Source organism: Dokdonia sp. Hel_I_63 (assembly GCF_007827285.1).
Taxonomy (GTDB): Bacteria; Bacteroidota; Bacteroidia; order Flavobacteriales; family Flavobacteriaceae; genus Dokdonia.
Genome location: NZ_VISD01000001.1, coordinates 2,327,092 through 2,340,051 on the forward strand (window position 1 = coordinate 2,327,092; position 12,960 = coordinate 2,340,051).

11 protein-coding genes are annotated in these 12,960 nt (G+C 36.5%); 8 read left to right on the forward strand and 3 right to left on the reverse strand.

Features of this window, described 5'->3' with window-relative positions:
• The first annotated feature begins 161 nt into the window (after nucleotides 1-161).
• Complete coding sequence (gene clpB / locus JM84_RS10140) at nucleotides 162-2,768, forward strand: ATP-dependent chaperone ClpB (protein ID WP_144784109.1); 2,607 nt, start codon at nucleotides 162-164, stop codon at nucleotides 2,766-2,768.
• A gap of 93 nt (nucleotides 2,769-2,861) precedes the next feature.
• On the opposite strand, the gene JM84_RS10145 is transcribed toward clpB, so the two are convergent.
• Nucleotides 2,862-3,689 (reverse strand): OmpA family protein, encoded by an 828-nt coding sequence (locus JM84_RS10145; RefSeq protein WP_144784111.1) that lies wholly within the window; start codon nucleotides 3,687-3,689, stop codon nucleotides 2,862-2,864.
• A 279-nt stretch (nucleotides 3,690-3,968) separates the two neighbouring features.
• Here JM84_RS10145 and JM84_RS10150 point away from each other — a divergent pair, with 279 nt between their 5' ends.
• Nucleotides 3,969-4,796 (forward strand): RNA helicase, encoded by an 828-nt coding sequence (locus JM84_RS10150; protein ID WP_144784113.1) that lies wholly within the window; start codon nucleotides 3,969-3,971, stop codon nucleotides 4,794-4,796.
• Nucleotides 4,797-5,118: 322 nt separating this feature from the next.
• On the opposite strand, the gene JM84_RS15390 is transcribed toward JM84_RS10150, so the two are convergent.
• Entirely contained in the window at nucleotides 5,119-5,259 is a 141-nt protein-coding gene (locus tag JM84_RS15390) for a hypothetical protein (protein ID WP_186439117.1), read from the reverse strand.
• A gap of 60 nt (nucleotides 5,260-5,319) precedes the next feature.
• Between JM84_RS15390 and JM84_RS10155 the strand changes: the two genes are divergently transcribed.
• From JM84_RS10155 to trhA, 5 genes are all read left to right on the forward strand, one after another.
• On the forward strand, nucleotides 5,320-5,538 hold the full coding sequence (locus JM84_RS10155) for a hypothetical protein (RefSeq protein WP_144784115.1): 219 nt from the start codon (nucleotides 5,320-5,322) through the stop codon (nucleotides 5,536-5,538).
• Complete coding sequence (locus JM84_RS10160; protein ID WP_144784117.1) at nucleotides 5,538-5,840, forward strand: type II toxin-antitoxin system RelE/ParE family toxin; 303 nt, start codon at nucleotides 5,538-5,540, stop codon at nucleotides 5,838-5,840. Before JM84_RS10155 ends, JM84_RS10160 begins: the two co-directional genes overlap by 1 nt.
• Before the next feature lie 262 nt (nucleotides 5,841-6,102).
• Complete coding sequence (locus tag JM84_RS10165) at nucleotides 6,103-6,459, forward strand: hypothetical protein (RefSeq protein WP_144784119.1); 357 nt, start codon at nucleotides 6,103-6,105, stop codon at nucleotides 6,457-6,459.
• Between the two features lie 215 nt (nucleotides 6,460-6,674).
• Nucleotides 6,675-7,409 carry a TlpA family protein disulfide reductase gene (locus JM84_RS10170; RefSeq protein ID WP_144784121.1) on the forward strand — a complete coding sequence of 245 codons (735 nt, stop codon included), beginning with the start codon at nucleotides 6,675-6,677 and terminating at the stop codon, nucleotides 7,407-7,409.
• Nucleotides 7,409-8,056 (forward strand): PAQR family membrane homeostasis protein TrhA, encoded by a 648-nt coding sequence (trhA, locus tag JM84_RS10175; RefSeq protein WP_144784123.1) that lies wholly within the window; start codon nucleotides 7,409-7,411, stop codon nucleotides 8,054-8,056. Before JM84_RS10170 ends, trhA begins: the two co-directional genes overlap by 1 nt.
• An 80-nt stretch (nucleotides 8,057-8,136) precedes the next feature.
• On the opposite strand, the gene JM84_RS10180 is transcribed toward trhA, so the two are convergent.
• Nucleotides 8,137-11,355: a TonB-dependent receptor gene (locus JM84_RS10180; protein WP_144784125.1), complete on the reverse strand. Its 3,219-nt coding sequence runs from the start codon at nucleotides 11,353-11,355 to the stop codon at nucleotides 8,137-8,139.
• Nucleotides 11,356-11,634: 279 nt separating this feature from the next.
• Between JM84_RS10180 and JM84_RS10185 the strand changes: the two genes are divergently transcribed.
• The gene (locus JM84_RS10185) at nucleotides 11,635-12,945 is read left to right on the forward strand and encodes a DEAD/DEAH box helicase (RefSeq protein WP_144784127.1); all 1,311 of its coding nucleotides are present in this window, start codon (nucleotides 11,635-11,637) and stop codon (nucleotides 12,943-12,945) included.
• Nucleotides 12,946-12,960 lie beyond the last annotated feature (15 nt).

Genomic DNA, 12,960 nt, shown 5'->3' on the forward strand with positions numbered 1-12,960 from the left:
TTCTTAAATAAGTCATAAAGTCAGCTGATACAAGAGTTTACAAGACATTTTGTCTATAAGCCGCTGTGGAATAATAATTGACTTTAGTCCATCAAACAAAGGACAAACCAAGACATTAAAGAGAGGTACTTATCTCTTTTAAAGTCTATTAAACATATACTATGAATATAAATAATTATACCATAAAATCACAGGAGGCCATCCAAAGAGCACAGCAAATTGCTCAGGAAATGGGCCACCAGCAGATAGAAAATGAGCATATTTTTAAAGCAATCTTTGAAATAGATGAGCACGTTACACCATTCTTACTTCAAAAGCTTGATGTAAATATTCCGTTATTCCAGCAAGTTTTAGATAGTACGTTACAGAGCTATCCTAAAGTATCTGGTGGAGATATTGTACTAGGTCGCGAGGCAAATAAAGCACTCACGGAGGCTAGTATTATTGCTAAAAAAATGAACGATGAGTATGTCTCTATCGAGCATTTGATACTCGCAATCTTTAGCACTAAAAGCAAAGTTGCTCAAATCTTAAAAGATCAAGGAGTGACAGAAAAGCATTTACGCGCAGCGATTGACGAAGTACGTAAAGGAAATCGTGTAACTTCTCAAAGCGCTGAAGAAACCTATAATTCTTTAAACAAATACGCAAAAAACTTAAATGAACTTGCGCGTAATGGTAAACTAGATCCTGTAATAGGACGTGACGAAGAGATACGACGCATATTACAAATCTTAACGCGTCGTACAAAGAACAATCCTATACTCGTAGGAGAGCCAGGTACTGGTAAAACAGCCATTGCCGAAGGTCTTGCACATAGAATTGTAGATGGTGACATCCCAGAAAACCTACAGAACAAGCAAATATTTGCCCTCGATATGGGTGCACTTATTGCTGGAGCAAAATTTAAAGGAGAGTTTGAAGAACGTCTTAAAGCGGTTATTAAAGAAGTAACAGAAAGTGATGGCGATATCGTACTCTTTATAGATGAGATACACACACTGGTGGGAGCCGGCGGCGGACAAGGAGCGATGGATGCGGCAAACATCTTAAAACCCGCACTAGCCCGTGGCGAACTGCGCGCCATAGGTGCTACTACGCTTGATGAGTATCAAAAATACTTTGAAGCAGATAAGGCACTTGAACGTAGATTCCAAAAAGTGGTGGTAGATGAGCCAGATACGGAGAGTGCAATTTCTATCTTACGTGGTATCAAAGATAAGTACGAGACACACCACAAAGTGCGTATCAAGGATGATGCAATCATCGCAGCGGTAAAATTATCACAACGCTATATCACGAGCAGATTTTTACCAGACAAGGCGATTGACTTGATGGATGAAGCTGCCGCAAAAATGAGAATGGAAATCAACTCTAAGCCAGAAGAGCTGGATGTGTTAGACCGTCGTGTGATGCAACTAGAGATTGAGATTGAGGCGATAAAGCGTGAGAAAGATGAAGATAAGCTCAAAAGCCTACGTGCAGATCTAGCAAACCTTAAAGAGGAGCGCAACGATCTTAACGCGCAGTGGCAATCTGAAAAGGATATTGTAGAGAGTGTACAAAGTGCAAAACAAGACATAGAAAACTACAAGCTAGAAGCCGAAAAAGCAGAGCGCGAAGGAAACTATGGCCTGGTAGCAGAGCTACGTTACGGTAAAATAAAAGAAGCTCAAGAGCATCTTGAGGAGCTACAAAAGGATCTTGCAAGTCAAGCAGATACTTCGCTTATTAAGGAAGAAGTAACCAGCGAAGACATTGCAGAGGTAGTTGCAAAATGGACAGGAATCCCAGTGCAAAAAATGCTACAGGGAGAACGTGAGAAACTACTCAAGCTAGAAGACGAGTTGCACAAACGTGTGGTGGGACAACGTGAGGCTATTGTTGCCGTAAGTGATGCCGTACGACGTAGTCGTGCAGGTTTACAAGATCAGAAAAAGCCAATAGGTTCGTTCTTATTTTTAGGAACAACCGGTGTAGGTAAAACAGAACTTGCAAAGGCACTGGCAGAGTATCTCTTTGATGATGAGAATGCAATGACCCGCATAGATATGAGTGAGTATCAAGAGCGTCACAGTGTGAGCCGTCTGGTGGGAGCGCCTCCAGGATATGTGGGATATGATGAAGGTGGCCAGCTTACGGAGGCCGTGCGACGTCGCCCCTACTCTGTGGTGTTACTAGATGAGATTGAAAAAGCACACCCAGATACTTTTAACGTGTTATTACAAGTGCTTGATGAAGGTAGACTTACAGATAACAAAGGCCGCACTGCCGACTTTAGAAATGCCATTATAATTATGACTTCAAATATGGGTAGTCATATCATAAAAGAGCGTTTTGAGGCAATTCCAGATGTAGATGCTGCGATGGAGTCTGCAAAGGTTGACGTATTAGGTTTATTAAAACAAAACATAAGACCAGAATTCTTAAATAGAATCGACGATATTGTGATGTTTAGTCCGCTTACGCGAAAGGATATTAGGGATATTGTGAAGTTGCAGTTTAAAGGGATTCAAAAAATGCTCTCTCAACAGAACATTACCCTAGATGCTACAAAACAAGCAATAGACTTTATCTCGGAAGCAGGTTTCCAGCCAGAATATGGTGCAAGACCTGTAAAACGAGCAATGCAGCGCGAGGTGCTCAACCAGTTATCAAAAGAAATTTTGAGCGGTAAAGTTGCATCAGACAGTGTGATATTAGTAGATTCCTTTGACGACAAACTCGTTTTTAGAAACGAAGGAGAACGCACAGGAGAAGAAGAATAAAGATTGATTGATGAATATGTAAAGTGGATATCTAGCAATAGGTATCCACTTTTTTTTGTGTTTTAAAATGACTGCCCTAAAATCCGTTTTTGACTATTCTAGAATGGTCATCTCTACTCTACGATTCTTAGTTTCTTCCCAGTCTAACGGTTCTGTGTAAGCCTTTCCACGATATTCTAATCTATCTGCCGAAATTCCGTTTTTTATGAGATAATCATATACCATTTTACCCCTATCTTCAGATAGTGTCATACTACCTGTTCTGTTATTATATCCATCTAGTTGTGGTTCTCTATCAGGGGAGCAACAAATATGGCCTGTTATTAAATTCTTTCTAGTAGGATATCCTTCTAAAAAACGTACTACTTTTCTAAGCGTTATAACACTGCTACTACCCAGCATTTTGTCTGTTCCACCTTTAAAGAAAACGCCAAATAAAACAGTTGTTTCATTAATTTCTAATTCGCTATAAGAAGTAATATCAAGATTTCGTGAAGACAACATTCGTCTTTTATTTCCTTCATTTTTTGGTTCATTTACAATAAAGTTAGAACTATCTGGAATATTCTTTTCTTTAACTATTACAGAAATATCTACGCGTCGTGCTCTCCACGAAGCATCTTGTAGCTCACCTATTGCTTGAAGCGTATCTATTGTAAAGGCTTTAAGGAACTCTTTTGTTGCTGCTACTCTTCGTTGTGCTAGTTTCAGGTTATAATCTCTTCCTGCAAATTGATCTGTATACCCCTTTAAAACAAGTCTAATAGAATCTCTATCATGATGTTTGACTAAACTATCTAGCTTTACTCTCTCCTTAGATACAACCTCATAACTGTCTGTATTAAAATATATGGATAAGTAGCTTACTTCCTGAGTATGAACAAGCATGGAAGTAAATAGAAGTATAATTGTTAAACGCATAGATAACAGCTTTAACGGTAAAGATGTAGAAAAATTATTTTTTGTGAAATAAAATGGAATAAAAAAAGATTACATAATCAATAGCGATTGAAAGTATAAGATGAATTTTATTAATATTCTCATCATTCGGACTTCCCTATGTTACGCTTTCGCGAAAGCGCCATCTTTATTAAATAAGTGTATATTTAAGCAATCAATTAAAAAATAAAAAAATAGGCACATCATAAAATAAAGCACTCGCTTTGTGTGTTGGCTCGTGGGCCATAATTAAAGAAACATATGAGTAAAGAAAATAAAACTGAAAAGTGTGGAATAGTGATGCCTATTTCAAAATGTGATGGTTGTACACCAGAACATTGGAAAGAAGTTTATAATATTCTTTGTGAAAGTATTTACGATTGCGGCTTTGAACCCAATTTAGTTAGTAATAGTAAAGATGTAGGTGTAATTCAGAAAAGAATCATTCAAAACCTTTATAATAATCCAATTGTAGTTTGCGATGTAAGTGGTAAAAATCCAAATGTTATGTTTGAGTTAGGTTTAAGGCTTGCATTTGATAAACCAACGATTATTATTAAAGATGATAAAACAGATTATACTTTTGATACTTCACCAATTGAACATTTAGAATATCCGAGAGACTTAAGGTTTACTAAGATTAAAAAATTTAAAGACAACCTATCTAAGAAAATCGAACATACCTATAAGGAGTCTCAAGAAAATTCTAACTACACCACATTTTTAAAACATTTTGGTGAATACAAAATTCAGAATTTAGACCAAACAAAAATTTCTTCAGATCAATATATAATTGATTCCCTTGACAGTATTAAAGAAAGAATTGAATCTCTCAAATCAAATCACGACAATAATAGTCTATTAAAATATTTTGATGAAAGAGAAATTGATTCAAGAATAATTGATTCTGCAGTTGGTGAATTTTGTAAAATCCACGGATTTACTGATATATACGATGTAAAACCAGCAGGTTATAAAAAAGACTTAATAGAGTTTTTATTAAATTCAGAAGAGGTTAAACTAACAAATAATACTAGAAAGGATATTACTGAAATGGTTGAGTTTATGACAGAGGATTTACCATTTTAACTGTGCCTAACATCGATTCATCTCAAATAACGGGTTAAGTCTAAAATGCGTTATTTTAGAAACCAAGAAAGAAAATAGTTAATCCAGCAACTCGGCATCCCTACTCCCGCAACTTCCGATAATCGCAACAGTGCCGACGGATTACCTAAGGTCTCGAAGTTCACGACAAAATAAGCCATACAAAAGGCAGTTGTATACTTTGTCATTATTATAAATCGTATAGCTACACTTCAAAATCGGTTTTAGAGCGATTGTAAAGTCGGTGTTAAGGTTCTTTAAATACACTTCAATCCATAATTCACACCTCAATGTCTTCCTCAATTTATCCTTTCGCGAAAGCAACATCTTTCTTAAATACTTGTATATTTAAGCAATCAATTAAAAATAACAAAACAGGCGAAAAAGCAGTTCCGATAGTTACAGGAGATGCACTTGGTTTACGTAGTGGCTTGTTGAGATGCATAATCACTCAGCAAACTGATAAAAACTCTTTTTGTATATTTGATGAGTTAACTCAATTAATATGGATATTCAATCAACAAAAATAGAATTAGTAAAAACTATCTTAGCGATAGAAAATAGTGATTTTATTCAAAAAGTAGCTGACTTTGTAAATGCTGAAAAAGTTGATTTTTGGAATGAATTAACTACTTCTGAACAAAGTGAAATTAATGAAGGAATTAATCAGCTTGATAGTGGAAAACGAGTTTCTTTTGATTCATTCTTGAAAAAGATTTCTTAATGAAGGTATTCTTATCTGAATTAGCAGAAAGAAAACTCCTGATACTATCCGAATATCTTTTAGAAAATTGGAATTCAAAAACACGTGATCAGTTTATTGAAAAGCTAACTGAAAAAATTAAACAGATATCTTTTCAACCAGAAAGCTGCCCTCAATCCTCAGAACTCAAAGGCTTGTATAAATGTGTTGTAACAAAACAAACTACCTTTTATTATAGAATTTCGACAGGACTAGACGAAATTGAAATCATTACAATTTTTGATACAAGACAAAATCCTGACAAACTAAGAAAGGATATTTAAAAAAACTCACCATACATAAAACCGCTGCGGCTGTTTGCCAAAGAGTATACGTCTCATTTATAGAAAGTTCAATATTGGTTGCAACGGTCACAACAATACATGAAGCGTCCCGATTACACTGAAAACTGTATTGTGCACACATACACAAATAAATTTACATTAAATTAATTAAAAATAAAAACAGGCTCACTGCATCCACGACAGCTATCGGGAAATGCGCTTGCTTTATATCGTGGTCATTTAGCTTTAATTGTTTTGAAAAATGAAAATCGTAACCGAAAAAATAAATAACGAACCAAATCATTCTATCTCGAAAAAGGACGTTAAAGCGATTATTGAAATTGTTCCTAATGATTGGATTGGAATTGCTTCCATTTTTTCAATTTCTTCTCAATTATTTGAGAATTCGAATTGGGACAGACCAGTTATTCAGAATAATACAACGTTTAAAATATTATCACGCGGAATTGAACGTAACGAAATAATAAAAGAATTATTAATTGAATTGGCTATTAGACCAACCAAAGCATATCCACCGACAGGACATTCTTTGACTAAATCGCAACGGAAAAAATTAGAAGATTTGATAATGCCATATTACAATAAATTAACTGAATAAAGAGGGGTTATCACTCAAGAGGAATAACAATAAAACGTGCTCAATCTGAAGCGTCAAAACTAAAAGCTCATAAAGAAATGTATTACAAAACAAGTTTCTCACTTTACAGCGCTTTAAACATTGTTTACTAAACTCACCCCTAACCCACACTAAGGCACGATAAATGTATATAGGTGAACGTTAGATACCATTAGTTATCTTTGTTACACATACCTATGATGATGAAAAAAATTCCGTTGCTATTTATTCTATTTGTTGCGTTCTCTTTAAGTGCTCAACAAAACTACTATACCTTTCAAGGTGACACCTATGACGAAGAAAGCTTTCAAGCTAAACTGAGATCTATAGAGGAGGTTTACGGTGCGCAAGGAAGCTGGAAATACACTAAAGCCAACTTTAAAGTTCGCCATTCTCGTGTGCGACAAGATTCAATTATACAAGAGGTCGAGGTGATGCTTTCGCAATCTAATAGCGCGCCTCTAGACATTAATGTAGGAGTAAATGGCTTAATTAATAAACCCCTACCCGACTTTCAGTTGCAAGACCTTGCAAACGGGCTTAAGTCTAAGGAGAGTTATAATGATAAAATTACACTCATCAACTTATGGTTTACAAGCTGCCCTCCTTGTATTGCTGAGATTCCATACCTTAATGATCTTAAAAAGCAATATGAAGATCGCGTAAATTTTGTCGCCATTACTTTTGAGCCAAAAAGTAAAATCGACGATTTTTTAACCAAGAAACCTTTTGATTTTGAACACCTTGTAGATGGTGCTAGCTATTTAAAACAGGACTTAAAAACCAATACGTATCCTAAGCTCGTATTTATGGATCGCAATGGTACGGTGCGCTTTGTAGAAAATGCAGTAATGGCTCAAGGCAGAGGCCCAGCCGCAGAGGTTACAGAAATTCTTAAGGAACACCTAGATTACTTACTTGCAGATAACTAATGGAAAACACTGTACAACCAACTCCAGATTACTCCCCACTTGAGGAAAAGCTTAATATCTGGACGCATGGTTTTGGTTTTGTAGCAAGTGTAGTTGCATTGGGTTTTTTATGCTTTCGCGAAAGCGTATCAACCACAGCAACCATTAGTCTCATTATTTTTGGAGTAAGTATGTCTGTGCTATATTTTGCATCTACGGCTTACCACAGTGCTGTAAAACCTATACGTAGAGCTAGATTAAAGATATTTGATCATGCGGCTATCTATGTGCTCATTGCAGGTACTTACACACCTTTTACACTTGTAACTCTGGAAGGAAGTACTGGATGGTGGATTTTTGGGATTGCATGGTCTATCGCGTTATTCGGTATTGTTTTAAAACTCTTTTTTACAGGAAGGTTTGATATTCTTTCTACCATACTTTATGTGGCGATGGGATGGCTTATCGTTTTTGCATACAAACCATTACTAACAAACCTTGACCCAGCTGGTGTGCAATGGCTTTTTACTGGAGGTATTTTATATACGATAGGTGCTGTTCTTTACAGCATTTCTCGCATTCCTTATAATCATGCTATTTTTCATGTGTTTGTTTTGGGAGGCACAGCCTCTCACTTTATTGCAGTTTACAACTACGTAGGAGTTTAAACCTTTTCGAGGATTATAAAACAAAAAATGCCCCTCAATGAGGGGCATTTTTATTGCTAATAATAAGAATCTACAATAGCTTAGTTAAAGATATAACGTAGTCCTAATTGTGCTTGCCATCTGTTTAAAAGACTTGCATCTGTTCCAAATGTTTGAGTAAGCTCTTCATTGAACGTGTATGTAGGTACACCGTCTGCAACGCTTACACTTACTGGCTGGATACTGTTAGGTTGCTCAACAAGTCCCCAATCAGAATTGATGAAGTTTCCTAAGTTAAGAACGTCAACACTAAACTGGATTGTGTTTTTCTTTCCTTTTACATCAAAATTAAAATCTTGTAATAAACGGAAGTCAACACGGCTTCTCCATGGTGCAAGTGCTCCATAACGCTCTGCATACTGACCACGATTATCACTTAAATAATCATCTTGCTCGATGTACTGGTTAAATGCTGCTGCTTGCTCTGGTGTAGCAAAATTTTGCTGTGATACTTCTCCAGCAGTTGGGATGTAAATAAGGTCGTTAAAGTTACTTCCGTCACCGTTAACATCTCCAGCATACGTATAGTTAAAACGTCCTCCTCTAGCCCACTCTGCAAAAGTAGAAATGGTAGTAGCAAACTTGCCATCGCCATACTCAAATTTCTTTGAAGCTACAGCAATTACTCTGTGCTGATCACCATAACGTGAGTTCGATAGTACTGCATCATTTGCATTACCACGTATTGCATTTGCGTTAAAAGCATCACCTGTAATCTCTGCATCAATAGAGTTTACATTTTTAGAATCTAAGTAGTTATATGCTACACTTGCATAAAGTCCGTTACCAAATGATTTTTCTGCTTTTAACGTAGCGTTAATTGTACGACCGTTATCAGAGTTTGTAAATACATACGCATTTGTAGGTCCTCCAAAAGCATTAGTAGAAAAATCTGAAGCTTGATAGATAGGTCTGTTATCTACTCCTTGTAATGTAGCAGATGGATTATCAAGTGCCCAGTTTTGAACGTGTGCAGCGTTAAGATCTTTTGTGTAAGAGAAGTCTCCTGTAAGTACCACACCATTATCTAGGCGGTAATCTACACCTATGTTAGATCTCCACACTTGTGGCCATTTGAAATCTTGATCTACTGTCTGGTAGAAGAAAAAGTCAACACCTTGTACTTGGTTACCTAACCATACAAAAGGAAAACGACCTGTAAATATCCCTGTTCCTCCACGTACTTGGAAAGTCTTATCGCCTTCTACATCCCAGTTAAAACCTAATCTAGGTGAGAATAAGAATCCATTGTCTGGAAGTACTGTACTATCTAGAAGAATATCTTCTCCAGTTGATGGATCTACATAAACGTTTTCTGGCTGGTACGTTCCTTTACGATCAATGTTCTCTTGAATTTTATCTTCTGTATCAAAGTATAATGGCTTATCAAGACGTAGTCCTAGTGTAAGCGTTAAATCGTCTGTTGCTTTCCATTGATCTTGTCCATAAAGAGAAAACTGCCCTACGTTAGTTTCGGCAAGAGCCCATCCATTAGGGTCGCCAATAGGAAGCCCATTATTCTCGTTAAATTCTGCCTCTGCAGATAAGAAAGTACCTTGATATTGGTTTACTAAGAAATCTTGAAAAGCAACAAGATCAGTTTCTCCCGTTGTATCATTTACATAATCTGTATCAAGCACTCCATCACCATCAAAATCCATGTCTTGATCGATTGCTACACTTCCAAATAAATCAAAACCGTAACCTGTTAAGTTAAATGAGTTGTAAAAGCTAAACTTCTCAAATGATGTTCCTAAAGTAAATGTGTGACTTCCAGAGACAATATTCAAGTTGTTTGTGATTTGGAAAACTTGTTGCTCAAGTACATTTGAAATTGAAAATGGCTCATGACCAGCTATGATATAGTTTTGTCCTCCTTTTGTAATGTTTATAGATGGACCTGGTGTAGAAAAAGGCTTTCTAAAATCATCAAAGAACGTGTACCCTACTTGTAATTTGTTTGAGATGTTACTAGCAATGTCGCTATTCCACTCAAACTGGAAAGAATCTATGTTGTTGTTAATTTCATATCCTGCATTTTCAAACTGCAGTGTAGTCTGGTTAGGTCCACGTAATGCAATAGCATTTGGGTTTGCTGGATTTTCCTTAGAAGAGCGTAGTAAGTTATAAACAAGTGCTACACGGTTCTTGTCATTCACGTTCCAATCTAACTTGAAAAGTGCTTTTGTAGAACCTGCATCAAAGTTAAATCCTTCATATCTTCCTGGCTCATAAAAAGAACCATCTGCATACTGGATACTTCCTAGTGCAGCAGAAACAGCATCAAGATCTGCTGGTAATACGCGAGACTCATTGATTGCTCCAGTATTTCTGTTAGGTGCCCATGGAGCTCCAAGATCTGATCTAGATTCTTTTTCAAAGTTTGCAAAGAAAAATAGTTTGTTTTTGATAATAGGTCCTCCTATAGAGATACCATAAGTATTCTGGCTTTGATCTGCTTTAAAAACATCATCTCCAGCAACTTTGCCTCCTGTAAGATCTTCATTTCTGTAAAAACCGTAAACAGTTCCTTTTACTTCATTAGTTCCACTTTTTGTTACAGCATTTACAGAAGCTCCTGTAAATCCAGATAGCGTTACATCATAAGGAGCAGTACTTACTTGAATTTGCTCAATAGCATCAAGAGATATAGGTTGAGAACCTGTTTGTCCTCCTGGAGTTGCTGCATCAAGTCCAAATGGATTGTTAAAAACCGCGCCATCAAGACTAAAGTTATTGTACTGATCATTACGACCTCCAAAAGATCCGTTACTAGAAGCACTAGGCTCTAAACGGTAAAAATCTGCTGCAGATCTAGATATTGTAGGAAGTGACTTTAATTGTCTCTCACCTACATTTGTCGCTGCACCTGTACGGCCATCACTAAATGTGTTGTTGCGAGAACCTGTAATTACTACTTCTTCTAGCGCATTGTTATCTTCACTAAGAGTTACTTCAACGTTATACGTTTCTCCTAAGTTAAGATTTACACCTGTAAACTCTTGACTTTGGAAACCTACATAACTCATGGTGATCGTATAAGGTCCACCCACACGTAGGTTTAATAGACTAAAACGACCGTCAAAGTCTGTAATAGCACCATACTTTGTACCTGTAGGAGTGTGTACTGCTAGTACGTTTGCTCCCGGCAAAGTCTCGCTACCTCCATTTACTACTCCCGAAATAGAGGAAGTAGTTACTTGTGCTTGCAAACTAAAAGCGCCAAGTACTACAATTAATAAGAAAATTTTTTTGAACATAAAGTTTGAATTTGTTTCCGTAAAAATACTAGAGTAAATCAAGGTAGACGCTCATTTTAGTAACATTTCTTTAGCATTTTCTTAACAATTGTTAAATACTTTTTAGGTGCGCTTTCGCGAAAGCGTAAAATCATCACAAACAATATCAATAACACCTCATTATCATCATGTTATCAATCCAAAATTTTCTAAAATAACTTATTTAATTCACAAACAACAATTACACATGTACTCTATAAAATATGATAACTCATGAATGAATAATTATCTTTGCAGTCTATGACAAGTAACCAAAAAACGCAAAAACAAATCCTTTCTAAGCTAGGGATTAAGACCCTCAATGAGATGCAAGAAGCAGCTCAACTAGCAATACAATCTGCAAGAGAGGTGATATTACTATCTCCTACGGGTACTGGTAAAACACTCGCTTTTTTATTACCTGTAATAGAAGCACTTGATCCAGATTGTGAAGAAGTGCAATTACTTATTGTCGTTCCTTCTCGAGAACTTGCTATCCAGATAGAAAATGTAGCTCGTAACATGGGGACAGGATATAAAATTCATGCTGCTTATGGTGGGCAAAGTTTTAATACAGATAGGCAAGCTATAAAACATCGCCCAGCTATTTTAATAGGTACGCCTGGTAGACTAGCAGACCATATGCGCAGAGAGACATTTTCTACAGATCACATTAAAACTTTAATTCTAGACGAATTTGATAAATCACTAGAGGTAGGTTTTGAAGGAGAAATGACAGAAATCCTTAGTTTTCTACCAGCTCTAGAAAAGAAAGTGCTTACCTCTGCTACACAAGGAATAGAGATCCCAAAGTTTGTAGGCCTTACTACTCCGGTGGAAGTAGACTACTTGCATGAAGGAGGATCAAAACTTGAGATAAAAGCTATTGTATCCCCAGATAAGGATAAGCTAGATATGCTTGTTAAGGCGTTGTGCCATCTAGGCGATCAGCCAGGAATTATCTTTTGTAATTTCAAAGGGACTATCGCACGTATAAGTGAATACCTTAGTGATCGTGGTATTGCTCACGGGACTTTTTATGGCGGTATGGAACAAAGAGAGCGTGAGCTGTCGTTAATTAAGTTTCGTAATGGTACACACCAATTACTACTTGCTACAGACCTTGCAGCCCGTGGTATCGATGTCCCAGAAATAAAATTTATACTTCACTACCACTTACCTATTCATGCAGAAGAATTTACGCACCGTAATGGTCGTACTGCTCGTATGCAGTCTGAAGGTACCGCATATGTATTACACTGGAAAGATGAAAAACTGCCAGAGTTTATGCCACAAATGGATGAAGAGTTTATACATGACAAAGGTATCCCTGACGGATCACAGTGGCATACTTTAGAACTTTCTGGAGGGCGTAAGGATAAGATTTCTAAAGGTGATATTGCTGGTTTCTTTTTTAAAGAAGGAAATATAGACAGAGCACACCTAGGAACTATTGAAGTAAAAAACACACAATCATTTGTATCTGTACATAAAAGTATCGCAGAAGAAATGATAAAAAGACTAGATAACAAGCGACTTAAAAAGGCAAAATTAAGAATACAACACGCTTAGAGAAGCCTTTAAAAA